The sequence below is a fragment of the [Actinomadura] parvosata subsp. kistnae genome, assembly GCF_900323885.1.
Taxonomy (GTDB): Bacteria; Actinomycetota; Actinomycetes; order Streptosporangiales; family Streptosporangiaceae; genus Nonomuraea; species Nonomuraea composti.
The window spans coordinates 1,380,074-1,406,098 of record NZ_OOHJ01000022.1 but is presented as its reverse complement, the minus strand read 5'-3'; the positions used below and the strand labels follow the sequence as shown (position 1 = coordinate 1,406,098).

Here is a 26,025-nt window from a genome sequence, read left to right as displayed (position 1 = left end):
GGCATCGCGGTCCTGTGACGCCGCCCAGGCGAGTCAGGGGCCGGTGACGCTGAGCCGGGTCAGCGCCGCTCCGGCCTCCGACATGATCCGTTCGATCAGCTCCTGGCAGGACGGCAGGTCGTCGAGCACGCCCACCACCTGACCCGAGGCCATCACGCCCAGGTCCACCCGCCCCTCCACCATGGCCGCCCGCAGCAGCACCGGCGTGTTCGCCGCCTGGAGCACCTGCGCCCAGGTCAGCCCGCGCGCCTGCCGCATCCGCCGGCCCTCGCGCAGCATCGAGCGCCACGACAGGCCCGACAGCCGCTTGAACCGCGCCCCGTTCACCACGGCCCTGACCAGGCGGGCGCGTTCGAGCGAGGCCACGAACGGCGTGCTCAGCACCCGGTGCGGCACCCCGTCCACGTTCCTGGTCACCACCGTCTCGCGCGCCGCCAGGTAGAACTTCTTCACCTCGTCGGGCACGGGGGAGTCGCTGGTCAGCAGGAAGCGGGTGCCCATGGCGATCCCGCAGGCCCCGTACGCCAGCGCCGCCACCAGCCCCCGCCCGTCGAAGAACCCGCCCGCCGCGACCACGGGGATGTCCACGGCGTCCACGACCTGCGGCAGCAGCAGCGTGGTGGCCACGGGCCCGGTGTGCCCGCCGCCCTCGCCGCCCTGCACGATCACCGCGTCCGCGCCCCACCCGGCCACCTTCTCCGCGTGCCGCCGCGCCCCGACCGACGGCATCACGACGACGCCCGCGTCCTTGAGCCGGGCGATCAGCTCCCTGCGGGGCGCCATCGCGAACGAGGCCACCCGCACGCCCTCGGCGACCAGCACCTCCACCCGCTCGGCCGCGTCGTCGGCGTCGGCGCGCAGGTTCACGCCGAACGGGGCGTCGGTGCGCTCCTTCACCCGTCGGATGGCGGCCCGCATCTCGGCCACGGACATGGTGGCCGCGCCGATCACGCCGAGCCCGCCGGCGCGGGAGGTGGCCGCCGCGAGCCGGGCGCCGGCGACGTACCCCATGCCGGTCTGGACGATCGGGTGGCGGCAGCCGACGAGCGCGGTCAGCGCGGTCCTCATGCCGCCACCTCGCGCTCGCGCAGGCGGCCGGGGTCGAGGCGGTCGAGGACGGCCAGCTCCTCGCCGGTCGGCTCCCGTGTCCGGGCGACCTGTCCGGAGACGCCGTGCAGCTCGAAGCCGGTGGCCGCCACCACGTCGTCCACGCTCACCCCGGGATGCACCGACACCAGCCGCATCCCCCCGTCGGGCGAGGCGAAGTCCAGCACCGCCAGGTCCGTCACCACCCGCCGCAGCTCGAACGCCCCCCGATCGGTGCCGAGCCCGCTCACCATGTCCACCTCCGGCACGAACGTGCGCCGGGAGTGCCGGGGGATCCAGTAGCTCGTCGGATCGCACCGGGTGTTCCCCGGCGCGCCGCGCACCCCCAGGAGCTGCGCCTTCGGCCGCGCCCAGTCGCCGATGCAGGAGATGTTCGTGTTGCCGTGCCGGTCGATCTGGCTCGCGCCCAGCATGACGTGCCGCCGCCCGTTCAGCACCAGCCACAGGTGCTCCCGGAACGGCAGCCACCCCTCCACCACCTCCGGCGCCTGCCCGAGCGCGGGCACGTCGCCGGTGAGCAGGCACACGCCGTCGTGCGTGATCAGATCGGGCTCGAACGTCAGCCGGGCCAGCCGCGCCGCCAGCACCGTGATCGCCCCGCCGATCCCGGCCGCCAGGATCTCCCCGTCGCCCCTGAACGCCTCCGCGCACGCCACCACGCACACGTCAGCCCTGCTCACGGGCGTCCTCCACGTAGCGCCGCTGGGCCGCCTCGTCGCGCCCGTAGTCGGGCTCGCACGAGGTGAACCCCGCCCCGCCCGGCGCCTCCACCACGCCGGCCACCATCGACCGGCTGATCAGCAACGACTGCACGGGCCCCTCCTTGAGCAGGTCGGCCGGGTCCACCAGCCGCTCGCACGAGACGTAACACCGCCCGGCCGCCTTCGCGTAGAGGTCGTCGAAGTACGGGTCAGGCCCCAGGTACTGGGCGTTGCCCCGGGCGTCGGCCCGGTTGAGGTGCACCAGCGCCACGTCCATGGTCAGCGCGGGCACCGCGACCAGCTCCTCCCCGTCCCCGTACGGCGAGCGCACCGTCCGCAGCTCCGGGTTGACCCGCAGCACGTCCGAGCCCAGCCCGGCCCGCGTCGGCAGGAACGGCAGCCGGTGCGCGGCGGCCAGCAGCCCGAACATGAACATGCCCTCGTCGTACTCGGTGAACGCGATCTCGCCCGCCTGCCTGGCCCGCCGGAAGTGGGGCTCCAGGGGGATGGTGTCGAGCGTGACGAACGGCGCCACGACCCGGCGCACCTTCCCGGCCGCGCAGAGCAGGCCGACGTCGGGCCCGCCGTACGAGACGATCGTCAGGTCGCGGGCGGGAGCCCGGACGAGCGCTTCGACCAGGGCCATCGGCTTGCGGCGCGAGCCCCAGCCGCCGATCCCGACCGTCATCCCGCTCTCCACGGAGGCGGCGACCTGCTCGGCGGTCATCACTTTGCTCACTCTGGGGCTCATTCCGGGGCTCATTCCGGGGCTCATGTGAAGCGCTCCCGGTGCCGGTCGCCGATGCCCATGAGGTTCAGCTCGAAGGTGAAGCCCTGCTCGAAGCGGTAGCTGCGGTTGACGTCGATCGGGTCGATGCCGTTGAGCGACTCCTTGGCGCGGCGGATCACGTACGGGTCCTTGGCCGCGATCTGCTCGGCCACCTGGACGGCCGTCTCGCGCAGCTTGTCGCGCGGCACCACCTCCAGCACCGAGCCGAACGCGTGCAGCTCGGCGGCGGTGACGTTCCTGCACGTGTAGACCATGGCCCGCAGGAGGTGCTGCGGCACCAGCCGGGCCAGGTGCGTGGCCGCGCCCAGGGCGCCCCGGTCCACCTCGGGCAGCCCGAAGTACGCCTCCTCGGCGGCCACCACGATGTCGGCGTTGCCCGCCAGGCCGACGCCGCCGCCCAGGCAGAAGCCGTGCACGGCGGCGATCACGGGGACGGTGCACGCGTACACGGCGGCGAAGGCCGCGTAGCACGCCCGGTTGGCGCCGACGAGGGCGGTGAAGCCCTCGCTGTCCCGCATCTCCTTGATGTCCACCCCGGCGTTGAAGCCGCGCCCTTCGGCCCGCAGCACGACCACCCTGGTCGCGGGGTCGTCCCCGGCCGTGCGCACGGCCCGGGCCAGCTCCTCCCAGCCGCGCACCGGCAGGGCGTTCACCGGTGGCACGTCCACGATCACTTCGGCGATCGGGCCTTCCCGCAGCGAGATCCCCAATGTACCTCCCTAACGCTTGCTTGGTACGGTAGCACCCGTGACCGTGACTTACGACTACACGGGCAGGTCCGTCCTGGTGACGGGGGGCACGAGAGGCATCGGCGCGGGCATCGCGGCCGCCTTCGAGGCGGCCGGCGCCGAGGTCACCGTCTGCGCGCGCGGCCGGCCCGAGCGGGCCGCGCACCGGTTCGTGCAGGCCGACGTGCGCGACCCCGAGCAGGTGGACCGGCTGATCGGCGGGTTCGGGCGGCTCGACGTGGTGGTCAACAACGCGGGCGGCTCGCCGCCGGCCCCGGTGGACGGCACCTCGCCGCGCCTGCACGCCCGCGTCATCGAGCTCAACCTCACGGCCCCGCTGTTGGTGGCGCAGCGCGCGTACCCGCTGCTCGCCGACTCCGGCGGGGCCGTCGTGATGATCGGCAGCGCCAGCGGCGCCCGGCCCTCGCCGGGCACCTCCGCGTACGGCGCCGCCAAGGCCGGGCTGCACCACCTGGCCCGCTGCCTGGCGGCGGAGTGGGCGCCCCGGGTGCGGGTCAACACGGTCGTCGTGGGCCTGGCCGCCACCGAGGACGCCGCCGGCCACTACGGCGGCCGCTCCGACCTGGACGGCCGGGCCATCCCCGCCGGCCGCATGGCCACGCCCGCCGACGTGGCGCAGGCGTGCCTGTGGCTGGCCGCGCCCGGCTACGTGACCGGCGCCGAGGTCCGCGTGGACGGCGGCGGCGAGATCCCGGCCTGGCGGCACCTCGTCTGAGCTGCCGAGGCCCGCGTGCACAGCGGCGGAGGGGGCCCGGCCTGGCGCCCAGGTCAGCGCATGGCCGAGCGGGCGGTCGGGCGCAGCCGCAGCCGCTCGGGTGGCGCCGTGAAACGCGGCTCCAGCATGGGCAGGTCAACCTCCCGCTCCTCCTCCGGCGTCTCGAACCGGGCGAGCCAGACGAACACCCGCGCATCACTCCTCACCGGCAGTCGCGGGAAGGTGTTCTCCGCGGGCTCGGTCTCCAGGAGGAGAACCGGCGCCACCCCGGCCCCCTCCAGCACGGGCAGGGCTTCCCGGCGGAAGAGCTCGGCGAAGTCGTCTCCGTCCACGTGATGGACGGTGACTACGTAGAGTGACGATGGAAGGGGTGCGCCGATCGGCGGACGGTCCCGCGGAGCGGGCTCCGGGCCGGCCGGACGCAGCAGGAGAACGTCGTCGGAGTCGGCCATCGTGGCGTTGGCCGCGTCGCGGTGCGCCTGCCACACGGGCCCGCCGTAGAAGGCCTCCAGTGACGCCTTCCTGGAGGTCATGTCGGGGAAGGCGCGCAGCCAGGTGAACTTGTCCCGCTCCTCGACCTCGCGAAAGCTGCCCGGGACGCGCATGCCCGTGGCCTCCTGCGCCTCGATGAACTCCCGCTCGAACAAGGAGATCAGGGTGTCGCGCCGCCCGGGCAGCAGCGTGTAACGCCGTAGCTCGTAGATCATGCGGCCGACGGTAGGGCCCGGTCACTGACATCCCGTGTCAGCGTCACATCCGAACAATATTCCGACACTCTCCGCTACCAATCGATCACGTCAAGTTATATGCTCGCACTGTCCTTGATCCCCTTGGGGTCAAGGAAGGTCCAAGGGAGGGGTGGTGCGCTGGGCCCGGCGCGCGCCGCTCCGGAGGGCCTCCCCACAGGCGAAGGAGCAGAAGTGATCAGAAAGGTGTGCGCCGTCTCGGCCGTGCTGGCGGCGGTGGCCGGTGGCGCACTACTCGCGGTTCCCGCTCACGCTGACGACGACTGGGCCGGTCCCCTGACCGGTGACACCTGGTCCGCCAACCGGAGTGCCAACGCCGACTCGTCCCAGTCGGGCAACACCTTCGGTGACGTCCTCGCCACCAACCACGGCGCGGGTCACTCGACCAACGTCAACAACGTCAACGGCTTCGCCACGACCGCCGCCAACGGCGGCATCGCGGTGACGTACGTCTTCGACTGACCGGCTGACGTCCGAGCACAGCATTCGGAAAGGACATCGACATGAAGAAGCTCAGCATGACCGGCATCGTCGCCGCCGCCGCGGCGGGGGTGGCCCTGCTGTCGGCCCCCGCGTACGCCGACACCAACGCCGGCAACTCCAGCTCCAACCGCGACTCCTCGCAGTCGGGCAACAACTTCGGCAACGTCGTCAACGCCAACGTCAACGGCGCCGGCGCGACCGGGGTCAACAACGTCAACGGCAACACCGTGACGGCCACCAACGGCAGCGACTCGGTCGTCGACGACGTCCACGACTAGATCCGGCCCGCTGAGATCCGGCCCGCTGAGATCTGGGCCGCTGAGATCTGGGCCGCTGAGCGCGGCCGGCTGATGGGGGCCGGCTGCCCGCGTCCGTAACGGGTGCGGGCCGGGTCCGAAATGGCCCGGCTCGCGCCACATTAGGATCGCTGGGTGACTATCTGCGCCTATGTGACATATGCGGATTTCGAGCTGGACGACGAACGCGACCTGGTGCCGGCTGCCTGGCGGGAGGCGGGCATCGAAGGGCGGGTCGAGCGCTGGGACGACCCGTCGGCCGACTGGAGCGCGTACGACGCCGTGGTGGTCCGCTCCGTCTGGGACTACATCCTCAGGCGCGAGGAGTTCCTCGCCTGGGCGCGCCGCGTGGCGTCCGTCACGAAACTGCTGAACCCGTACGCGGTCCTCGAGTCCAACACCGACAAGACCTACCTGCGCGACCTGGGCGTGCCGACCGTGCCCACCCACTGGTCGTCGCAGGGCCTGCCCGACTGGCCCGAGTACGTCGTCAAGCCGTCCGTCTCCGGCGGCGCCCGCGACACCACCCGCACCACCGACCGCGCCGAGGCCGCCCGCCTGGCGAAGGAGCTGGAGGCCGCGGGGCGCACGCCGATGGTGCAGCCGTACCTCGACATGGTGGAGGCGGAGGGCGAGACGTCGCTGCTGTACTTCAACGGCCGCTTCAGCCACGCCGTCCGCCGCAGTGCCATGCTGGCCGCCGGGGCGACGGCGGCCGACAACCCGCGGGCCCAGCTCCGCACCCCAGCCCCGGACCAGGTCGAACTAGCCGAGAAGGTGCTCACCGCCATACCCCATGACCTTCTCTACGCCAGGATCGACCTGGTCCGGCTGCCCGGCGGCGCGCCCGCGGTCATCGAGCTGGAGCTGACCGAGCCGTACCTCTTCCTGACCTACGACCCGCAGGCGCCGGCCCGCTTCGCGACGGCGCTGCGCGAGCTGCTCTGACCAGGGGCGTCAGCAGGAGATCCCGCCGTCCACGGGGATGACCGTGCCCGTCAGGTACGCCCCCGCCCGCGACGACAGGTAGATCGCGGCGCCCGCCATGTCCTCCGGCCGGCCGATGCGGCCCAGGGGCACGTTGGAGGCGATGACCTCGCGGGTGGCGGGGTCGTCGAGCGCGAACGCCATCATCTTCGAGTCGAAGGGCCCGGGGGCGATGGCGTTGACCGTGATGTGCTCCTTGGCCAGGCGCCGGGCCAGGTGCCTGGTCAGCATGTGCACGGCGGACTTCGTCGAGGAGTACGCGTAGCTCTCCAGGGCCGGCACCTTGATGCCGTCGATCGACCCCACGTTGATCACCCGGGCCGGGTCGTCGGCGCTGGCCGCCTGCCTGAGCCGCGGCAGGAACCTCTGCGTCAGGGAGAAGACGCCCTTGACGTTGATGTTCCAGAGCTTGTCGAAGGCGTGCTCCGGATACTCCTCCAAGGGGGCGCCCCAGGTCGCGCCGGCGTTGTTCACCAGCACGTGCAGGGGCCCGTCCACCGCCGACACGAGCCGCTCCACCCCCTCGGGGGTGGACAGGTCGGCGGGCACGGCGACGCAGCCCAGCTCGGCGGCCGTCTTCTCGACCTCGGCCGTCTTGCGGGCGGAGATGTAGACGCTCGCGCCCGCCTCCATGAACCCGGCGGCGATCATGCGCCCGATGCCGCGCGACCCGCCCGTGACGACGACGGTCTTGCCTTCCACTGAGAACAGAGTCATGTTCTGGGAGAATGCCATACCGACCGGTCGGTCGCCAGTCGCGGGTCACACCCCCGGCAGCCGCCCGTTGCGGAACAGGTCCACGAACCGCTGGTGATCGTCGCGGGCCTGCGCCCCGTACCGGTGGGCGAAGTCCACCAGCATCCCCACGAACCCGGCCCGGTCGTCCCCGATCACGCCCACAATGGCCTCTTCCGTCGAGAAGTCCACGAGGTCGTGGCTGGAGTCGTCGTCGGCCACCGAGTGCATGCGGGCCACCGCCCGCCCCAGGTCCTGCACGATCGAGCGCAGCTCGTCCGGCTCGTTGACGTCGTCCCAGTCCAGGTCCGCCGAGTACGGCGACACCTCCGCCACGAGCTGCCCCACCCCGCCCAGCGTCGTGTACCCCAGCCAGGGATCGGCGTAGGCCTGCAGCGCCCGCTGCGACTCCGCCGTGCGGTGCCCCTGGTGCCGGAAATAGGAGGCCACCCTCTCGTCGGTGACGTGCCGCGCCACCGCCGGCACCGCCGCCTGCTTCATGTAGAGGATCACGTCGTTCTCCAGCGCCTGCGAGCGCCCTTCGAGCAGGAGGTTGTACGACGGCAGCCCCGCCGACCCGATGCCCACGCCCTTGCGCAGCGCCACGTCCTTGACCACGTGCTCGACGGGGCTGCCCGGCACCGGCAGCGTGGTCAGGTAGTCCGCGAACGCCTCCAGCACGGCCTGCCTGGTCGGCTCGTCCACCGGCTCGCGCCCTTCCAGGAGCGAGAAGCGCCGGTCGTAGTCCTCGATCACGGTCTCCACGTCCAGGAGCGCCACGCGCGTGCTGAGCCGGGCGCGCTGCAGCACGCGGTGCAGCGTCCCGCTGGTGGTGGCGAGGGTGAGCGAGCCGATCGCGTCGTCCCCGCCGGCCGCGATCGCGGACAGCTCGACCAGGTACGCCCCGGCGAAGTCGGTCACGAGCATGCTGATCGAGTCGTCCGACAGCGCCTTGGCGTAGCCGAGCAGGGCCACGCTGGCGGCGAACCGTTTGAGGTCCCAGACGTACGGGCCCACGTACGCCTCGTCGAAGTCGTTGACGTTGAAGACCAGCTCGCCGGAGGCGTTCATGTACGTGCCGAAGTTCTCCGCGTGCAGGTCGCCGTGGATCCAGACCCGGCTGGTGGGGCCGTCGAGGTAGGAACCGTCGGCGAAGGCGCCGGCCATGTCCGCGTAGAACAGGCAGGCGCTGCCCCGGTAGAAGGCGAACGGCGAGGTCGCCATCTTCCGGAACTTCCGCCGGAACGCCGCGGGGTCTCGCTTGATCGACTCGCCGAACTCCGTCATCAGGACATCGAGCAGGAAGGAGGAGCGTGTGCCCATGCTCCGGACACTAGGTCGCCGATCCCCTTGCCGCCTACCCCGATCTTTCCCTGACCGGGCCGAGTCAGGGTCGCACTGGCGCGGGCGTGGGCCCCTGGGAAATCGCCCGTACCCCGGCGCCGCCCGTCGCCACCGCGAGCGTGCCCAGCAGCGCGCACTGGACGGCGACCGTGGGCCACAGCGCGTCGGGCAGGGTGTCCAGCAGGGGCAGCCGGGTCGCCAGCAGGACCAGCCCGGTGGCCGACAGCGCCAGCGCCCACGACGGTGAACGGCGGCGGGCCAGCACGACCACCGAGGCCGCCGCCCACACGGGGACCGCCGCGCCGTGGTCGAGCCACAGGAAGTACCACAGCGGCTCGGTCGCGTCCGCCGCGATCAGCAACATCGTCACCCCCGTCAGCGCCGCGCCCGCCGCCACCGGCGCCAGGGCGAGCGCCCACGGCCGCCGCCGGGGCGCGACGCCGCCGTGGAAGCCGATCAGCAGCGCGAGCGGCGGCAGCAGCACGAACGCCAGGTTCGCCACGTCCTGAAGCGGCGCGAAGCGGTCCGTGCCGTCCAGCACGAGCGGCAGGACCGCGTAGCCCAGCGTGGGCACGAGCCCGAGCAGCGCCGCCGCCTTCGCCGCCCGCACGTGACCGCGCATGATCGTGACGAACGCGAGGATCGACAGGACGGATGCCGCCAGGTCGCCGATGAAGCTCAGCCGCTCGGCCGACTCCGGCGCCCCCGCCACGGACAGCTCGGCCCCGTACCCGGCGACGCGGATCAGCCCGGCCGTCGCGAAGGCGGCCAGCGTGCCCATGCCCAGCAGCGCGACCAGCCGCACCGCCTCTCCCCGGGCGACCTGCCCGGGAGTGGCGCCGGCCCCGCCCAGCCGCACCCGCGTCGACAGCGCGAGCACGCTCGCGATCTCACCCCAGCGGGGCCGCGGGTTCACCTCGTCGGGGACCTCGCCGGACATCTCCATGAACGCGGCCACCATCTCCTCCTCGCGCTCGGCGCGGTAGGAGGCGGGCAGCAGCCGCAGGATCGCCCGGTAACGCCGCTCCAGCAGCCCCATGCCTTCGTGGTGGTTCACGCGGCGCCTCCGGCCGTCCTCGTGCGCAGGCGGGCGGTGGCGGTGGCGGCGGTGGCCGCCATCCTGGCGGCCTCCTCCTGGAGCGCGCGGGCGCCCTCGTCGGTGAGCCGGTAGTAGCGCCGCAGCCGCCCCTGCTGCGCCTCCTCGCGGTCGAGCGCGACCAGCCCGGCGCCGGAGAGCCGGTCGAGCACCCCGTAGAGCGTGCCGATCTTGAGCTGGACGCGCCCTTCGGACAGCCGATCGACCTCCTGGACGATCCCGTAGCCGTGCCGCGGCTCGTCCACCAGCGCGGTCAGCGCCAGGACCATGGGCTCCGTCATATTCATGCGCCCACGATATCTTGTCTCGCAAGATATCGTCAGGGGTGCTGCGAGGAAACCGACACCACTTCCCCGGTCATGTACGACGCGTAGTCGCTGGCCAGGAAGACGATCACGTTCGCCACCTCCCACGGCTCCGCCGACCGCCCGAACGCCTCCTTGGCCGCCAGCTCCGCCAGCAGCTCCTCGCTGGTCACCTTCGCCAGGAACGGATGCACGGCCAGCGACGGCGCCACCGCGTTCACCCGGATCCCGTGCTCGGCCGCCTCCATCGCCACGCACCTGGTCAGCGCCATCACGCCGGCCTTGGCCGCCGCGTAGTGCGCCTGGCCCCGCTGGGCCCGCCAGCCGACCACGGAGGCGTTGTTGACGATGGCGCCGCCGCCCTGCGGGATCATGTGCCCCAGCGCCGCCCTGGTGCAGCGCATGGTGCCGGTCAGGGTGACGTCGACGACGGCGTGCCACTGCTCGTCCGTCATGCCGGCCAGCTCCGCCGTACCGCCGAGGCCGGCGTTGTTGACCAGCACGTCCAGCCGGCCGTGCGCCCGCACGACCGCCTCGAACAGCTCGGCCACCTGCGCCTGCGCGGTCACGTCGCACGGGACGGCGAGCGGCTTGACGCCGGTGAGCTCGGCCAGCGACTCCGCGGCGGCGGCCAGGCGGCGCTCGTGCCGGTCGGAGAGCACGACCGTGGCGCCCTCCTCGGCGCACCGCCTGGCCGTGGCGTAGCCGATGCCCGCCCCGGCGGCGGCCGTGACCAGCGTGACCTTTCCGTCGAGCAGCCCGTGGGCCTTCGGGTACGGCGGTGACATCGGCGGCTCCGTTCAGTGGGCCCGATCAGCGGGGGAGACCGAGGGTGCGTTCGGCGATGACGGTGCGCTGGATCTCGCTGGAGCCGGCGTAGATGGTGTCGGCCCGGCTGAACAGGTAGAGCCGCTGCAGCTCGCCGAGCGTGCCGTCGTCGCCCGCGACCAGCCCGGCCCGGCCCTGCACGGCCTGCGCCAGCTCGCCCAGCCTGCGGTGCCACTCCGACCAGTACAGCTTGGTGATCGACGCCTCGGGGCCGGGGTCGGGGCGCAGCACGCGCAGCGCGTTCAGCCGCATGATCTCCAGTTCCAGCCACGACCGTACGAGCCGGTCGCGCAGCACCGGGTCGTCGATCGCGCCCGTGCGCCGCGCGGCCGCGATCACCTCGGCCAGCTCCCGCCTGAATCCGATCTGCTGCCCGAGCGTGGACACGCCGCGCTCGTACCCGAGCGTGGCCATGGCGACCCGCCACCCGTCGCCGGGCGCGCCGAGGATGTTGCCGGCCGCCGTGCGGGCGCCGTCGAAGAACACCTCGTTGAACTCGGAGGTCCCGGTGAGCTGCACGATCGGGCGGACCTCGACGCCCGGCTGCCGCATGGGCACGAGCAGGTACGACAGGCCGCGGTGCCGCTGCGAGCCCTCCTCGGTGCGGCACAGGGCGAAGCACCAGTCGGCCCACTGCGCCAGCGACGTCCACACCTTCTGGCCGGTGATCACCCATTCGCCGCCTTCGAGCCGGGCCCTGGTGCGGACGCCGGCCAGGTCGGAGCCGGCCTCCGGCTCGGAGTAGCCCTGGCACCACAGCTCGTCGCCACGCTGGATGGGCGGCAGGAAGCGGTCCTTCTGCTCGGCGGTGCCGAAGTCGAGGATGGTCGGGCCGATGAGTCCTTCGCCGATGAGGCCGAGGCGGGCGGGGGCGCCGGCCCTGGCGTACTCCTCGTGGAAGGCGACCTGGTCGCCGATGGAGGCGGCGCGGCCGCCGTAGCGGCGCGGCCAGCCCAGGCAGGTCCAGCCGTGCGCGCCGAGGTGGCGCTCCCACGCCCGGCGCAGCTCGTACGCCTCGTGCTCGCGCCCCGGCCCGCCCAGCCCCCTGGCCCCGGCGAACTCGCCGCTCAGACTCTCCTCCAGCCAGGCCCGCGCCTCCTCACGAAGGCTCAACAAAGCCTCCGTAGCCGCCGCGGAAGAACACCAGCGGCCCGCCTTCGGCGTACGTGTCGAGCTGCAGCACCCGGGCCACCACGATCAGGTGGTCGCCCGCCGGGTGCTCGGCCTCGACGGCGCAGTCGAGCCAGGCCAGCGCGCCTTCGAGCACGGGGTTGCCGCCGGGGGAGACCGTCCAGGCGAGGCCGGCGAACTTGTCGCCGCCCTTGGTCGCCAGTTGCGCGCACACGGCCTGCTGGTGCTCGGCCAGCACGTTCACGGTCATGGCCTTGGCGCCGCGCAGCCTGGGCCAGCTCGTGCTGGTGTAGGCCACGCAGAACGCGATGAGGGGCGGGTCGAGCGAGACGGAGGTGAAGGAGTTGGCGGCCAGGCCGCACGGCTGCCCGTCCATGGGGTCGACGGCCGTGATCGCCACCACGCCGGTCGCGAACCGGCCGAGCACCTGCCGGAAACGGCGGCTGTCGAGCTGGCCGTTCTGGCTGTGCTGCGAGTGCCCCGTCGGCATGGTGGCTCCGTTGCGAATCCTGCTGCGCTGATGGGGCGTCGGAAGGCTGCGGCAGCCGTCCGGCGCGATCAGCCGGGCAGCGTGTGTGCTCATGGTCCGCCTCCTCGATCCGCCGAATGAGCCCATCTTACCAAGCGCTTGCTTGGACGGTAGGGGGAACGCGGAAAAGGTGTCAAGTCGCACTCCCGGACCTGCGTTGACAGGCCGGAAAGAGCCTGCCTACCGTGACGCATGTGCCCAAGCGCTTGCTTGAATTCACCGACCGGACCGCCATCGCCGGCGTCGGCTACACGCCCTTCTCCAAGGACTCCGGCGTCAGCACCCTGACCCTGGCCTGCCGCGCCGTGCTCGCCGCGCTGGAGGACGCCGGCCTGACCCCCGACGAGGTGGACGGCCTGGCCACCCACCGCGTCGGCGACTCGGCCCCGCCCACCCTCGTCGGCCCCGCCCTGGGCCTGAGCGATCTGTCCTGGCACCTCGACCAGTTCGGCGGCGGCAGCGTCTCCCACGCCGTCGTCGGCCAGGCCGCGCTCGCCGTCGCGGCGGGCCTGGCCGAGGTCGTCGTCTGCTACCGCGCCATCAACGCGCGCTCGGAGTTCCGCATGGGCGGCACCGGCCGCGGCCTGCCCGCGAGCCCCGAGGTGCAGTACCAGGCCCCGTACGGGTACGTGGCGCCGCCCCAGCAGTTCGCCATGTACGCCCGCGCCCACATGCTCCGCTACGGCACCACGGCCGAGCACTTCGGCGCCCTGGCCGTCACCCAGCGCGCCAACGCCGCCAAGAACCCGCGCGCCCTCATGCGCACCCCCATCACCCTCGACGACTACCTGGCCAGCCGCTGGATCGCCGAGCCCTTCCGCCTCCTGGACTGCTGCCTGGAGACCGACGGGGCCTGCGCCGTCGTCGTCACCACGGCCGAGCGGGCCCGCTCGCTGCGCCGCCACCCGGTGCTCGTCTCGGCCGCGGCCTGGGGCGGCGGCACCTCCCACCTGTCGTGCGACGACCCCACGGTGACGGCCGCCGCCGCCCTGGCGCCCCGCCTGTACGCGCAGGCCGGGGTCGGGCCGGCCGACATCGACGTGGCCGAGCTGTACGACTGCTTCACCTACTCGGTGATCGTGCAGCTGGAGGACTACGGGTTCTGCCCGAAGGGTGAGGGCGGCCCGTACGTGGCCTCGGGCGCCACCGCCCTGGACGGCGCGCTGCCCGTCAACACGCACGGCGGCTTCCTGTCGGAGGGCTACGTCCACGGCGTCAACCACATCGCGGAGGCGGTCTCCCAGCTCAGGGGCGAGGCCGGGGACCGCCAGGTGCCGGGCGCCGAGGTGGCGCTGTCCACGGCGCAGCCCGGCTACGTCCTGCCCGCCACCTCCGCCCTGATCCTGAGGAGGGCGTGATGCCCGGCTACCGTCCCGAGCCGGACCGTGACTCCCGTGCCTGGTGGGATCGGCTCGCCCGGCACGAGTTCGCGGTACAGGAATGTGACGCCTGCGGCACTCTTCGCTTCCCTCCGCGGGCGTTCTGTGCCGCCTGCCGCCAAGAGGGCTGGCACTGGCGCGAGACGGTCCCCGAGGGGACGGTTGAGAGCTGGATCGTCAGCCGTCAACCGTTCGTTCCGGGGCATCGCGATCCATACCTAGTGGTAATGGTTCGTTTGACGGCCGTACCGGGGGCTCTGGTGTATGGAAACTGGCGGGCGGAGCGTCAGCCGGAGGCGGGGGAGCGGGTGCGCGGCACGTTCACGCAGGTGGACGAGGAGCTGACGGTTCTGGATTGGGCGCCGGAAAGCCGCATCGCCATCCGGTCCGGTGAAAATTCTCCCGTTCGTTGACCTTGGGCCCGGAATTGGATTGGTACCGGAAAATCCCACCAGTCCCACCATCACGAAGCAGCCCCCAGGCCGGCCTCCGAGGGTCGATGATGTGTGGCAGAAGGCGTTGTCGGGATGGACGGCGCGGACTTGGCGGCAGACGTGAGCGGTACGCAGACGAGGGCGGACGTGACCGGCAGGTCGCGGGATCCGCCGGCAGGCAAAGAAAAAGCCCCCATCGGGAGCGATGGAGGCGCGAGGCCGGTCCTCGGAGGAGAGCGCGTCCTGGCGGGCGTGGGGGACCCGCCAGGACGCGCTTCCTGCCCCGCGTGCGACGGCGCCAGGACTCCGGCGAGGGATGGAGTCCTAGGCCGTTGACTCGCACACGGAGTCGATGGGGGAGCGCGAAGGCTCCGGTCGCCGGCGACGTGCGGCGATGCGATGAGCTGCACCGACCGGGTCATCAAAGCGATGCGTGACGGGGGCGCCACCCTCCTTGTTCCCGACAAAGGATCCGTCGTCGCACCGCACGGTCAGCTCGATGGGCATCGATGGCTCGGGCACGCCGTCGCTCCGGCAGGTGTGGGTGAACCCCTGGCGAGTCAACGCGTAACGCAGTAAACGTGTTGCTTCGCGGGGGTCATGCCAGGGCAGGTATGGCGTACCCGTGCGGACCGGCAACACTGGCCTTCACCCCCTCACCGGCCTTTAGATGGATTTGTACCAACGAATGGATGATGGGCCGGTGGAGGCGGTTCGGTCAAGGGGTTGTGGCCTGCTAGAACCAGATCGTCTAAATTGTTGGAACAAAAGGGGTGAAAGTGGCAAGGTCGGTGCTGTATCAGCAGGTGGCTTCGGAGTTGCGACGAGCCATCTACTCGGGTGTCCTCGGCCCCGGGGCGCAGCTGCCGACCGAGGCGCAGCTCATGGAAGACCATGGGGTGAGCAGGAACACGGTGCGGCTGGCCCTCGGCGAACTCGTCAATGAGGGTCTGGTCACGCGCACGCCGCGGCGCGGCACCGTGGTCAGAGACCGCAGACCGCTGCTGATCTACCCGCAGCGGGAGCTGGAGCCGCAACCCAGCGGGGAACTGCGCGAGGCGTTCGCCTACGCCGTCGGGCAGGAAGGCCGGGCCCCCAGCCAGTACATCGAGGTGCTGACGGTGTCTCCCGTCGAGGAGATCGCCAGCAGGCTGGAGCTGGCCGACGGGGAATTGGCGGTGGTGAGACGCCGTCTGCGTTTCGTGGACGGACAGCCGTACAACACCAACGATTCCTACTTCCCCCGCGATCTGGTTGCCGACTCCGAGATCGCCAGGCCCGGAGACATCGCGCGAGGGGCGAACCGGGTGCTGGAAGAGCTGGGCCATGCGCAGGTCCGCGTCGTGGACGACATCTGGGCGCGCATGCCCAACCAGGAGGAGGCCGAACGCCTCCAACTCGAGCTCGGTACGCCAGTCATGGTGTACGTGCGAGTGGGGTACGACGGGGCAGACATGCCTGTGCGTGTCGCCGTGTCGGTTTTGCCAGCCGACAAACATCTGATCAGATACGAGCTCGATCGCCGCTGACGAGCTCGTGGGTGAAGGGGTGATCCCGCCGGCCGGGCGCAGCGAGAAATAGCCGCCTCGCTGGCCTAGGGGAGTCGTGCATACTCCCCTAAATCGCCATTTATCCATATATATCGGGTTGAGGCCCCATTTCGCCCCTACGCGACATTGCGTCATCACGCTGCGCGCAGGCGCGAACACCCAACGCAACGAAGGGTACTACTATGCACACAAACACCCTGCTTCACCCGCTCTCCCTCCGCAGAGCGGAACCCGCGGACCTTCCCGGCGTCCTCACGCTGCTCGCCGACACCGCCGAGTGGCTGCACGCGCAGGGAGTGCGGCAATGGCCCCGCGGCGGCTTCGGCCCCGAGCGGATCGAGCCGCTCATCGAGGAGCGGGTGCTGTTCCTGCTGGACGACGAGCTCAGGTACCTCGACCCGGACGAGGCGGCCCCGCCGGTGGCCACCATCGCCCTGGACGACCACGCGGACCCCGAGTTCTGGACCCCCGCCGACGACCCGGGGGCGGCGCTCTACATCCACAAGCTGGCCGTCGCCCGCCCCTGGTCGGGCTCCGGCCTCGGGGACGCGCTGCTCGACTGGGCCTGCGCGTCGGCCTACTCGGCGGGCCTGCCCTGGCTGCGCCTCGACTGCGCCAAGGCCAACCCGCGGCTGCAGGGCTACTACCGTGACCGCGGCTTCCGCCACGTACGCACGGTGGACCTGCCGCACCGGTCGTCGGGGGCGCTCTTCCAGCGTCCGTCGGAGGACGTGCCGATCACGGTCTTCCGCGACCTCACGGTCGCCGAGCTGATCAGCGCGTGACCTGGTGGGGGCCCGGCCTTCCGGCCGGGCCCGCCGCCCGCGTGGCGTGGAGAAGGCCGCCGGGCCGCGATGCCGCGAATGATCAGGGAAGATAGCCATTTCCCCAAGAATGGGCAGCGCTGGGGGAAGGGGCGCGTCGCCCCGACGAGCGGGGGAATAGCGCACGGAGATCCCGCCCAGCGCGGTGGCCGCACTCTCGGGGGAAGTCACATGGCCAAGCAGCAGGAGCGTGTCGTCCGCGAGCGGCCGGCGGCGCGCGAACGCCCCACGTCCGAGCGGTACGAGCGCTACGTCGGGGGTTCGCCCGAGGCGGAGCGGGTGATCCTCCAGCGGCTCGCCGACGACCTCATGCGCGTCCAGTTGAAGATCAAGGAGCGCGGCGGCGCGTCCGGGATCGACCGGACCTTCCACGCGAAGGCGATCCTGGGGGTCGAGAACGCCACGCTGAGATTCCATGACTCCCTGCCTCAGGAGCTGCGCACCGGGTTCGCGCAGCCCGGCGCCGAATACCCGGTCATCATCCGGCTGTCGAACGCGAGCGGTGCCCGCCGGCCCGACCCCGCCCCGGACCTGAGGGGCGCGGCCCTGCGGATCCAGGCCGGGGACGGGGAGGCGCACGACCTCCTCATGACCAACCATCCGGTCTCCCACGCCGCGAACGCCCGCGAGTTCGTGGTGTTCGCGCGGGTCATGGCCGGCGCGGACACCACCGTGCGCCGGGCCCTGGCGCTGTACGTCAGGCTGCCGTGGGCCCTGGGCTGGGCCACCGCCGCCCGCATGCGGCGCAACGTGCTTGCCGGAGCCCGCCGCGAGGTACGCAGCCTCGCCCTGGAGACGTACTGGAGCCGCAGCGCCATCCTCTGGGGCGAGGCCGGCCCGGTCCGCTACCGTCTCAGGCCGGCCGCGGTGTCGCCGGCGGTGCCCGCTCCGCCGCCCTGGGACGCCGACCACCTCTCGCACGAGCTGGCGGCCCGGCTGGCCAGGCAGGACATCGTCTTCGAGCTGTGCGTGCAGCGTTACGAGGACGCCCGGCTCACGCCCATCGAGAACGGCGCCGCCGACTGGCCCGACGCCGACGTGCCCGTCGTCCCCGTGGCCACGCTGACGATCCCGCGCCAGGACCTCGGCACCGCGGCCGCCCGCGCCGCCGCGGCCCGCATCGACCAGCTCGCCTTCGACCCGTGGAACACCACCGACGCCTTCCGGCCCCTCGGCAACCTGAACCGCGCCCGCAAGGCCGCCTACAAGGCGAGCAGCGCCCATCGCCGGGGGCGCCGCTTCGTCACGCCGACGCCGAGACGCAACGTCGTCGCGGGCGCCCTGCTGCGCGGCGCGTTCGGCGCCCTCAACCGGTTCGTCCCCTGGCACCGGCTGCCGACCTGGATCGGCCTGCTCAACGTCGCGACCATCCGGCAGGTGCTGCGCCGCGAGAACCTGTTCGACACCGAGGTGCGGCAGGCGCCGCCCCGGCCCCATCCCGTGCCCCCGGCCCTCGACGAGAGCCTGCTCGTCAGGCGCACCTACGACGGCACCTACAACGACCTGTCCGACCCCGCCATGGGCGCGCTCGGCGCGACCTTCGGCCGCAACCTGCGGCCCGTCCACCGGCCGGACCTGTTCGACGAGCCGAACCCGGTCGTCGTCAGCAGGGAGCTGCTCCACCGCGACAGCTTCATCCCGGCGCGGTCGCTCAACGTGATCGCCGCCGCCTGGATCCAGTTCCAGGTGCACGACTGGGTGGACCACAAGCGCTGCCCGGCCGGGGCCGGCAGCGTCGAGGTGCCGCTCCCGTACGGCATGACGTGGACCAACACCCCGGGAGGCGCGCCGGAGCGCGTGATGCGCTTCGCCGACAACGAGGACCTGCGCCCGGCCGGCGGGACGGGGCCGCCCATCCTGTCGGCCAACGCGGCCTCCCACTGGTGGGACGGCTCGGAGGTCTACGGCGGGGACGAGAGCGTCGCGAAGTCCCTGCGCGAGCCGGACGGCGACGCGTCGCTGCGCCTGGAGAACGGGCACCTGGTGCCGGGGCCCGACGGCATCCCGATCACCGGGTTCCGCAACAACTGGTGGCTCGGGCTCAGCGTCATGCACACGCTCTTCGCCCGCGAGCACAACGCCGTGTGCCGCGCCCTGCGCGAGGAGTATCCCGGCATGGACGAGGAGTCCGTGTACCACACGGCCAGGCTCGTGGTCTCCGCCCTCATCGCGAAGATCCACACCGTGGAGTGGACCCCCGCCATCCTCGCCACCGAGCTGATCGACATCGGCCTGAAGGCCAACTGGCAGGGGCCGCCGAAGAGCTGGCTGACCCATCTCGGGCTGTGGCTGGCCGACGCGCACGCGCTCACCGGCATCCCGGGGACGTTGCCCGACCACCACGGCACGCCCTACTCGCTCACCGAGGACTTCGTCACCGTCTACCGCATGCACCCGCTGATCCCGGACGACTACGAGCTGGCCGACCACCGGACCGGGCGGCGGCTGGAGAGCCTCGGCTTCCACGACCTCCAGGGCGCCGCCACCGAGCCGGTCATGCGCCGCACCGGCCTGGCCAACGCGCTGTACTCGCTCGGCATCGCCCATCCCGGAGCGATCACGCTGCGCAACTTCCCGCGCGCGCTGCAGGCGTTCGAGCGGGAGGGCGAGATCATCGACCTGTCCGTGGTCGACCTGGTGCGCACGCGCCGCCGCGCCGTGCCGCGCTACAACGACTTCCGCGCCGGCCTGCACCGGCCCCGCCTGCGCCGCTTCGAGGACCTCACCACCAACCCCGACTGCCTGGCGCGGCTGCGGGACGTCTACCGCTCGGTCGACGACATCGACACGATGGTCGGGCTCTTCGCGGAGAACCCGCCCGAGCGCTTCGGCTTCAGCGACACGGCGTTCCGCATCTTCATCCTCATGGCCAGCCGCCGGTTGCAGAGCGACCGCTTCCTCACCGTCGACTTCCGTCCCGAGATCTACACCCCGCTGGGGATGGACTGGGTCGCCCGCAACGGCATGACGAGCGTCATCCTGCGGCACTGCCCCGGGCTGGCGGCGGTGCTGCCCAGGACCACCAGCGCCTTCGCGCCGTGGCGCCCGGCCAGGCCGGAGGCGAACACCGGCACCACGCCCGACTGAAAGCGAGCCGATCATGGACGTCAAGCCGGCCACCAGGCAGGAAGGGCTGGAAGCGCTCCTGGCCCGGCCGCTGCTGGAGACCATCTGGAAACGCCGGACGCACCGCGTCAGCCGCGGCGCGTCCGTGCCGGCCGGCTCGATGAGCTACCGGTCGCCGCATCCGCCGATGCCGCTGACGGAGCTGGAGGAGGCGCTGCTCATCGCGCTCACCGGCTGCTCCGGCCTGACCATGCCGGACCGGCCGTTCGAGGATCCGCGGGACGGCGACCCGATCATGGCCAAGCCCAACCTCACGATGGCCGGCCGGACGGCGGGCAGCCCCGACAACGCCCAGGGCACCCACTTCTTCATGATCAACGACACCGGCACGTACTACCTGAGGAAGCTCCCGCCCGCCGCCGCCCTGCCCTTCACCGCCGAAGCGCTGATCGAGCGGGCCCGCCAGGCCAAGGTGCGGGTGCTCAGCCACCGGCTCGACGTGGCCGAGGGGCGGCGGGACTTCCCCGCCTACCTCGACGCGAACCGGTTCCTGTCGAACCTCCCCGGCAGCACGATCTTCCTGCCCGTGGTGGACCTCTCCCACCAGTACATCAACTGCCTGATGTTCCTGCTCACCCAGCCGGAGGGGGCCAGGCCGACGTTCGTCGACGACCGCAACCTCTACCGGCCGGCGGGCGTCGCCAAATGGGTCAAGAACGGGTTCCTCAACCCGGACGTCAAGGTGCCGCTCGGCGCCATGGGCACGATGCGCGTCCAGATCGAGGCGGACCTGCTCATGCAGAACCTGATGCTGACCGCCGACGCGATGGGGCTCGGCGCCTGGATCCACGGCACCATCCATCCGCAGATCATGCTGGGCGACCCGAAGTTCTCCCGCGCCTACGGCCGGATGCTCGGCTTCGACTTCGTCACGCCGCGCTTCCGCCTCGCCGACGTCCTGCGCTGGCACGTGCCGCTGCCCAGGTACGCCACGCTGCGCTCCCACCCCGTGGGCCTGCGGGTGAACGGGGAGCAGCTCATCAGGGCCGCCTGCCCGCCCAACTTCCCGTCGATGGAGGCGGCCGTGGACCACGTCGTACGGGCCAAGTTCGGCCCCGGCGGCATCTACACCGACGAGGCGACGTTCGCCCGCATCTACAAGGGCGACTACGGGCGGCGTTACCTGGCCGAGGCGAGCGCGTACGAGCAGGAGGTGATCGACTGCGCGCGGGACGTCTGCGTCTACATCCACGAGACGCACGGCCGCTTCCCCGCCCACGCCGACGCCATCCACGTGCCCGGCATCTGGCTGCAGACCCATCACGTCGAGACCGAGTACTACGAGCGTTTCTTCGCCGACGGGACGACCGACGCCCATCGGCGGCATGACGCACGCTGGCACGGGGACGGAGCACGTCAGTGAAGGTCTACGAGGCCATCGTCGCCGGGCTGGAGGACGTCGGCGTCGAGGCCGCCTTCGGGGGAGCAGGGGAGAACGCCGCGGGCCTGATGCTGGCGCTGAAGCACTCGCGGCGGATCCGGCCGATCATCACCCGCCACGAGCAGGCGGCGTCGTTCATGGCGTGCGGATACGCGATGTTCAGCGGGAAGCTGGGCTTCTGCTTCGCCACGGCCGGGCCCGGCGCGTTCAACCTGTTCTCGGGGCTGGCCATGGCGATGTCCGACTCCTACCCGGTCCTGGCGGTCTCGGGCTACGCGCCCAGGAAGTGGCAGGGCTGGGGCTCGCTGAACGAGACCTCGGGCCTCGGCGGGACACCCGACTCCCGGGCCATGTTCGCCGCCACGACCAAGAAGTCCTTCCTGCTGGAATCCGCCGAGGACACCTTCGACGTGCTCGAAGAGGCCGTCAACCGCGCCTTCGAGGGGCGGCCGGGCCCCGTGCACATCCACGTCCCCCTGGACCTGACCGAGCGCGGCGTCGAGGTCCGGAACAGGCGGCCCGTCCGGCTCGACGTCGCGCCCGTCCCGCCCGACCCGGCCCGCGTCGAGGAGATCGCGTCGGTGCTCGCGGACGCTCTCGCGCGGCGCCGGCGGATCGTCGTGCTCGCCGGGTTCGGCGCCGTCCGCAGCGGCGCCGGCCCGCAGATCAAGCGGCTGGTCGAACGGTTTCAGATCCCGCTGCTGACCACGCTCGACGGCAAGGGCATCGTGTCGGAGACGCACCCGCTCGCGCTGGGAGTCTTCTCCGACAGCGGGCACGCGAGCGCCTGGAAGGCGTTCAGGGAGGCCGACGTCGTCCTGTGCGTCGGGAACTCGCTGAACCAGCACGCCACCTTCGGCTACCGCCAGGACCTGTTCGACGGCAAGCTGCTCATCCACGTCAACATCTGCGAGAACGAGTTCCGCAAGGCGTACCCGCCCGACCACGCGCTGCTGTCCGACGCGCGCCCGGCGGTCGCCGCGCTGGCCGACGCGCTGGAGCGGAAGGTCGGCGACGTACCGGCCGCCGACGTGACCGGCAAGGACTACGAGAGCAGGCACATCACCCACCTGACCGGCCGGATCCATCCGGGCGAGCTCGCGCAGGCGATCGGCCGGCTCCTGCCGGCGGGCGCCGTCCTCCTGGCCGACGCGGGCGCCCACCTGGCGTGGCTCGGCTACTACGTGGAGGTCGAGGAGGGCCAGAACTTCCGCAAGGCCGGCTCGTTCGGGCCGATGGCCGGGCACGTCAACGGCGCGATCGGGGTGAAGGTCGCCCACCCGGACCGGACGGTCGTGGTCGGCTGCGGCGACGGCTGCTACGCGCTGTCCGGCTTCGAGCTGATGACCGCCGTCGAGCACGACATCCCGGTCATCTGGATCATCTTCGACGACCAGGAGTTCAAGCTGATCAAGCTCTACCAGCTCGCGGCGTACCGGGAGAGCGGCCTGGTGGAGTTCCGCAACCCCGACTTCGCCGCCTACGCGCGGGCCTGCGGGGCCGACGGGCACCGGGTGGAGACGATCGAGGAGTTCGAGAGCGCCTTCCGCTCGGCGCTCGGCTCGGGCCGCCCCACGGTGATCGACGCCAGGATCACGCGATGGGCGGTCCCGCACTACAGCCCCTCGCCGCACGGGGTGATCGCCGGCCTGGTGGAGGCCGTCGAGGAGCGCCTGCGCGGCCGGGACGACGTCAGGCGGGAGTGAGCAGCACGCTGACCGGGCGGTGGTCGGTGGCGCGCCGGTCCCGGGCGGAGCCGTCGCCGTCGAGCTGGGCCGCCCACGCGTCGTGCTCGACGCGCCCCGACCCCGGCACCTTCGTCAGCGGCGCGCCGCCGTGCGTCATGGCGGGCGACAGGAGGATGTGATCGAGCAGCACGTGCCGGTTCGGCTCCTTGGTGACGAAGTCGTCGAACACGGCGCTGAAGCGCCGCTCCTCCTCGACGTCGGCCTGCGCGTGGCCGAACAGCCGCTCCGGCTGGTACGGCGAGCCGACCAGGATGTCGGTGACGTTGTGCGCGAGGTAGAACTCCTCGAAGTAGTCCTGGCCGGGGCCGTCGTTCAGGTCGCCCAGCACGATGATCGCCGCCTCCGGCTCGGTCGCCAGGCGCCGCTCCATGGCCCGGCGGATGCGCATGGCCTCGTTGGCGATCCGCCGCCGGTTGCGCAGCGCGGCCCGGACGAACTCCAGGCGCCGCGCCGGATCCTGCCACAGCTGGCGCCCCCGGTTGATGAAGTTGGACTTCAGGTGCGCGACCACCACTCCCAGCCGGCCGCCGTCCACGTCGGCCCCGCAGCACAGCGGGTTCCTGGTGAAGGCGTACTCGTTGAGCGTCCCGTCACCGTCCACGTCGGCCAGCCACGGGTCGATGAACGGCCCCGCCTCCGACGAGGGCGTCAGGGACAGCGCGACCCGGCCGGGTTTGAACAGCAGGGCGAGCTTCTGGCTCCCGCCGGAGTCGCCGAGCACGAAGTCGTAGGCCGGGCGGCCGTTCTCGGACAGGTACTCGTCGATGAACAGCTTCAGCTCGGCCGGGCGGCTCGGTGCCTCGACCAGCGCGACGATGTCGGCGTCGAGCGCCGAGATCAGCCCCGCCAGGCGGCCGGCGGCCTGCGCGGTGACCCCGTGCTCACCGTCCTTGGAGAACGTCGGCACGAAGGCCGCCGTCTCGGCGTCGGCGGTGAACCAGTCGTTCATCCACTCGCCGTTGACCGTCGCTACCTTGAGATTCGTCATGGCGTCGCGCCTCCGTACGCCGCCGACCCGGCGCCCGCCACCGGAGCCGCCGCGTGCAGCGCGGCCCCGATCGGCTGGGCCACCTCGGGGTGGGCGAGATATTCGTCGATGTCGTGGGCCTGGCCCACCGGGTTGGCGACGGCGACCTCTTCGGGGCCGTCCGTCCAGCGGTCGCCGAGCGGGCAGCCGAGGGCGACCGGGTCGATGGGGCACCAGGCGTTGAACCAGCGCGTCACCCGGCCGGGCCGGCGGGGCCCGCCGGTGAGCAGGCGCCGGTGCACGCCGTCGAGACCGAGCGGGCTGCCGGCGGTGACGAGCAGCTCCACCTCCACCGCCGGGTCCAGCCGGGTGAGCAGGTCCATGGCCACCACGGTGCCGAGGCTGTGGCTGACCAGCACCAGCCGGCCGGTCTGCGGCATCTCCCCGAGCACGCAGTCCACGACGGCCTCGCGCACCCCCTGGTCGTCGAGGTAGGCGGCGACGTCCGCGAAGACGGCGGCGATGAACAGGCGATCGAGGTCGGTGGTGTCGGCCAGCCAGTTCAGGCCGCGCCGCACGGAGTCGCCCAGCCCTTCGGCGCTGCCCGGGCCCGCCCCCGGCAGGCCGGCCCGCCCCGCCGCCTCGACGATCAGCTGCTCGTACAGCCGCCGGGTGGAGCCGGGAGCCGGCGCCACCGCCTCGACGGCCCCGTGCGGCGGGTGAGGCAGGGCCTCCACCGGCCGCATGGCCTGGAGCAGCCGGTGCGCGTAGTAGGGGAAGCAGACGTCGGCCGGCTCGATCGTGGGCAGCCCCGCCCGGGTGAGCCCGCCGTTCAGCCCGGCGGCCCAGTTCCGGCGCAACACCTCGGGGACGCCCTCCTCCTGGCCGCGGCCGTGCAGGAAGACCACATGCCTGGACCCGCCGAACGCGCCGGGGGCGGCGGGCAGGCCCGTGCGCGGGGTCGTGGCGAGCGGGCCCGGCTCGACGGCCGGCCGCTCGTCCATCGGAGGGGCGGGCGGCGGGACGGTGACGGCCCCGAGCCCGGACTCCGGCCCCATCTCCGTCAGACAGGCGCGCCGGGCCTCGTCGAGGGGCAGGGCGGCCAGGTGCTTGAGGATGACGCTGATCCGCACGCCCTCGTTGGAGACCCAGTCGACGGCGTCGTCACCGTCCCCCTCGCGCCAGGGCTGGCCGTCGCGGCGCAGGATGCGTCCCTGGTCGTCCGTCCTCGGCACGCCGCTGTGGTGCAGGGCCGTGACCTCCCACTGGTCGTTGTAGACCGGGGAGCCGGAGTTCCCCGGCTCGGTGTCGGTCTGGTAGTGGAGGAACTCGTCCAGGCGCGCCTCCAGCCGGTTCTCCCGGATGGAGATCTCCTTCAGCCGGCCGCTGGGATGCCCGATGATGTTGACCGGCTCGCCGATGACCAGCTTGCCGGTTTGGACGCTGAGCCGGTTCCAGCCGAACGTGTCGCCGGCCTGGCGGCCGTCGGCGTCGGGGCGGACGAGCACGAGGGCGAAGTCGAGGGCGCTGTCGGCCACGAAGAACACCTCGGGAGCCAGGACGAACCGCCGCGAGACCTCAGGAGTGTTGTCCACGGTGACCTGGGCGTCGAACTCCACGATCACCGAAGCCGCCGCCGTGGCGTCGGGCAGCACGTGATGGTTGGTGAGCAGCAGCCTGGGCGAGACCAGGAAACCGGTGCCGATCGGGATCTCGCGGCCGTTCTCGGCGACGCAGATCCGGGCGACCGTCCGCGCGGCCCGCGCGCCTCGGGGCAGGAAGCTCCACGACTGCAGGTCCTTGGCCACCCCGAGGATGCGCTCGTACATCTGGGGCTGGTCGAGGGCGTCAGTTCTGGTCGCCTCCAGCGCCGCCTCGACGGGCAGCCCGTTGCGCTGGATGAGGCGGGCGGTGCGGGCGGCCAGCATCTCCGGGGAGTCGGGGAACGCCTCGCCCCGCTCGCGCCTGCGCCACGCCTCGTCGCGTTCGGAGCCGCTCCAGCGGTACCGCTCGGCGGCGGCCCTGGTCTGCCGCACCCTGCTCTCGCCGACTTCCGTCGATATTTCCATCATCG

General features: G+C 72.2%; 25 protein-coding genes. 11 read left to right on the top strand and 14 right to left on the bottom strand.

Annotated features, from left to right (window positions below):
- Positions 1 to 33 precede the first annotated feature (33 nt).
- The 4 genes from KIS93_RS49095 to KIS93_RS49080 are packed head-to-tail and all read right to left on the bottom strand — an operon-like array spanning position 34 to position 3,308.
- Positions 34 to 1,068, bottom strand: coding sequence for an NAD(P)H-dependent flavin oxidoreductase (locus KIS93_RS49095; protein ID WP_080042137.1), 1,035 nt, complete (start codon positions 1,066 to 1,068; stop codon positions 34 to 36).
- Positions 1,065 to 1,787 carry a CoA-transferase subunit beta gene (locus tag KIS93_RS49090; protein ID WP_080042136.1) on the bottom strand — a complete coding sequence of 241 codons (723 nt, stop codon included), beginning with the start codon at positions 1,785 to 1,787 and terminating at the stop codon, positions 1,065 to 1,067. The genes KIS93_RS49095 and KIS93_RS49090 overlap by 4 nt, the downstream gene beginning before the upstream one ends.
- Positions 1,774 to 2,535, bottom strand: coding sequence for a CoA transferase subunit A (locus KIS93_RS49085; RefSeq protein ID WP_206068224.1), 762 nt, complete (start codon positions 2,533 to 2,535; stop codon positions 1,774 to 1,776). The genes KIS93_RS49090 and KIS93_RS49085 overlap by 14 nt, the downstream gene beginning before the upstream one ends.
- Before the next feature lie 44 nt (positions 2,536 to 2,579).
- Positions 2,580 to 3,308, bottom strand: coding sequence for an enoyl-CoA hydratase family protein (locus KIS93_RS49080; protein ID WP_080042134.1), 729 nt, complete (start codon positions 3,306 to 3,308; stop codon positions 2,580 to 2,582).
- A gap of 37 nt (positions 3,309 to 3,345) precedes the next feature.
- Here KIS93_RS49080 and KIS93_RS49075 point away from each other — a divergent pair, with 37 nt between their 5' ends.
- Positions 3,346 to 4,062: an SDR family oxidoreductase gene (locus KIS93_RS49075; RefSeq protein ID WP_080042133.1), complete on the top strand. Its 717-nt coding sequence runs from the start codon at positions 3,346 to 3,348 to the stop codon at positions 4,060 to 4,062.
- 53 nt (positions 4,063 to 4,115) lie between these two features.
- Here the strand turns inward: KIS93_RS49075 and KIS93_RS49070 are convergent, their stop codons facing one another.
- Positions 4,116 to 4,769: an NIPSNAP family protein gene (locus KIS93_RS49070; protein ID WP_080042132.1), complete on the bottom strand. Its 654-nt coding sequence runs from the start codon at positions 4,767 to 4,769 to the stop codon at positions 4,116 to 4,118.
- Between the two features lie 213 nt (positions 4,770 to 4,982).
- On the opposite strand from KIS93_RS49070, the gene KIS93_RS49065 reads away from it, so the two are divergent.
- The 3 genes from KIS93_RS49065 (at position 4,983) to KIS93_RS49055 (ending at position 6,535) form a co-directional block, all read left to right on the top strand.
- Positions 4,983 to 5,270 carry a hypothetical protein gene (locus KIS93_RS49065; protein WP_080042131.1) on the top strand — a complete coding sequence of 96 codons (288 nt, stop codon included), beginning with the start codon at positions 4,983 to 4,985 and terminating at the stop codon, positions 5,268 to 5,270.
- Between the two features lie 41 nt (positions 5,271 to 5,311).
- The gene (locus tag KIS93_RS49060) at positions 5,312 to 5,569 is read left to right on the top strand and encodes a hypothetical protein (RefSeq protein WP_080042130.1); all 258 of its coding nucleotides are present in this window, start codon (positions 5,312 to 5,314) and stop codon (positions 5,567 to 5,569) included.
- A gap of 171 nt (positions 5,570 to 5,740) precedes the next feature.
- A complete protein-coding gene (locus KIS93_RS49055; protein ID WP_230465516.1) occupies positions 5,741 to 6,535 on the top strand; it encodes an ATP-grasp domain-containing protein in 795 nt (264 codons plus the stop codon).
- Positions 6,536 to 6,544: 9 nt separating this feature from the next.
- On the opposite strand, the gene KIS93_RS49050 is transcribed toward KIS93_RS49055, so the two are convergent.
- The 7 genes from KIS93_RS49050 to KIS93_RS49020 form a co-directional block, all read right to left on the bottom strand.
- The gene (locus KIS93_RS49050) at positions 6,545 to 7,291 is read right to left on the bottom strand and encodes an SDR family oxidoreductase (RefSeq protein WP_080047156.1); all 747 of its coding nucleotides are present in this window, start codon (positions 7,289 to 7,291) and stop codon (positions 6,545 to 6,547) included.
- A 45-nt stretch (positions 7,292 to 7,336) separates the two neighbouring features.
- Positions 7,337 to 8,632 carry a DUF2252 domain-containing protein gene (locus KIS93_RS49045; protein WP_080042128.1) on the bottom strand — a complete coding sequence of 432 codons (1,296 nt, stop codon included), beginning with the start codon at positions 8,630 to 8,632 and terminating at the stop codon, positions 7,337 to 7,339.
- Between the two features lie 64 nt (positions 8,633 to 8,696).
- On the bottom strand, positions 8,697 to 9,710 hold the full coding sequence (locus KIS93_RS49040) for a hypothetical protein (RefSeq protein ID WP_080042127.1): 1,014 nt from the start codon (positions 9,708 to 9,710) through the stop codon (positions 8,697 to 8,699).
- Entirely contained in the window at positions 9,707 to 10,036 is a 330-nt protein-coding gene (locus tag KIS93_RS49035) for a PadR family transcriptional regulator (protein ID WP_329607623.1), read from the bottom strand. Before KIS93_RS49035 ends, KIS93_RS49040 begins: the two co-directional genes overlap by 4 nt.
- 32 nt (positions 10,037 to 10,068) lie before the next feature.
- Complete coding sequence (locus KIS93_RS49030; RefSeq protein ID WP_080042125.1) at positions 10,069 to 10,842, bottom strand: SDR family oxidoreductase; 774 nt, start codon at positions 10,840 to 10,842, stop codon at positions 10,069 to 10,071.
- A gap of 25 nt (positions 10,843 to 10,867) precedes the next feature.
- A complete protein-coding gene (locus KIS93_RS49025; protein WP_080042124.1) occupies positions 10,868 to 11,995 on the bottom strand; it encodes an acyl-CoA dehydrogenase family protein in 1,128 nt (375 codons plus the stop codon).
- On the bottom strand, positions 11,982 to 12,596 hold the full coding sequence (locus KIS93_RS49020) for a flavin reductase family protein (RefSeq protein WP_186404862.1): 615 nt from the start codon (positions 12,594 to 12,596) through the stop codon (positions 11,982 to 11,984). Before KIS93_RS49020 ends, KIS93_RS49025 begins: the two co-directional genes overlap by 14 nt.
- Before the next feature lie 140 nt (positions 12,597 to 12,736).
- Here KIS93_RS49020 and KIS93_RS49015 point away from each other — a divergent pair, with 140 nt between their 5' ends.
- The 7 genes from KIS93_RS49015 (at position 12,737) to KIS93_RS48985 (ending at position 22,942) form a co-directional block, all read left to right on the top strand.
- Positions 12,737 to 13,900 carry a thiolase C-terminal domain-containing protein gene (locus tag KIS93_RS49015; RefSeq protein ID WP_230465515.1) on the top strand — a complete coding sequence of 388 codons (1,164 nt, stop codon included), beginning with the start codon at positions 12,737 to 12,739 and terminating at the stop codon, positions 13,898 to 13,900.
- The gene (locus KIS93_RS49010) at positions 13,900 to 14,334 is read left to right on the top strand and encodes a Zn-ribbon domain-containing OB-fold protein (RefSeq protein ID WP_080042122.1); all 435 of its coding nucleotides are present in this window, start codon (positions 13,900 to 13,902) and stop codon (positions 14,332 to 14,334) included. The genes KIS93_RS49015 and KIS93_RS49010 overlap by 1 nt, the downstream gene beginning before the upstream one ends.
- A gap of 812 nt (positions 14,335 to 15,146) precedes the next feature.
- The gene (locus KIS93_RS49005) at positions 15,147 to 15,884 is read left to right on the top strand and encodes a GntR family transcriptional regulator (protein WP_080042121.1); all 738 of its coding nucleotides are present in this window, start codon (positions 15,147 to 15,149) and stop codon (positions 15,882 to 15,884) included.
- 203 nt (positions 15,885 to 16,087) lie between these two features.
- Positions 16,088 to 16,690, top strand: coding sequence for a GNAT family N-acetyltransferase (locus KIS93_RS49000; protein ID WP_080042120.1), 603 nt, complete (start codon positions 16,088 to 16,090; stop codon positions 16,688 to 16,690).
- A 210-nt stretch (positions 16,691 to 16,900) separates the two neighbouring features.
- Positions 16,901 to 19,816: a peroxidase family protein gene (locus KIS93_RS48995; protein ID WP_080042119.1), complete on the top strand. Its 2,916-nt coding sequence runs from the start codon at positions 16,901 to 16,903 to the stop codon at positions 19,814 to 19,816.
- A 13-nt stretch (positions 19,817 to 19,829) separates the two neighbouring features.
- Positions 19,830 to 21,218, top strand: coding sequence for a hypothetical protein (locus KIS93_RS48990; RefSeq protein WP_080042118.1), 1,389 nt, complete (start codon positions 19,830 to 19,832; stop codon positions 21,216 to 21,218).
- Positions 21,215 to 22,942, top strand: a complete 1,728-nt coding sequence (locus KIS93_RS48985; protein WP_080042117.1) for a thiamine pyrophosphate-binding protein — start codon at positions 21,215 to 21,217, stop codon at positions 22,940 to 22,942. The genes KIS93_RS48990 and KIS93_RS48985 overlap by 4 nt, the downstream gene beginning before the upstream one ends.
- Here KIS93_RS48985 and KIS93_RS48980 read toward each other — a convergent pair.
- Positions 22,929 to 23,972 carry an endonuclease/exonuclease/phosphatase family protein gene (locus KIS93_RS48980; RefSeq protein ID WP_222107917.1) on the bottom strand — a complete coding sequence of 348 codons (1,044 nt, stop codon included), beginning with the start codon at positions 23,970 to 23,972 and terminating at the stop codon, positions 22,929 to 22,931. The genes KIS93_RS48985 and KIS93_RS48980 overlap by 14 nt on opposite strands.
- Positions 23,969 to 26,023: a trypsin-like serine peptidase gene (locus KIS93_RS48975; protein WP_230465514.1), complete on the bottom strand. Its 2,055-nt coding sequence runs from the start codon at positions 26,021 to 26,023 to the stop codon at positions 23,969 to 23,971. Before KIS93_RS48975 ends, KIS93_RS48980 begins: the two co-directional genes overlap by 4 nt.
- Between the last annotated feature and the right edge of the window lie 2 nt (positions 26,024 to 26,025).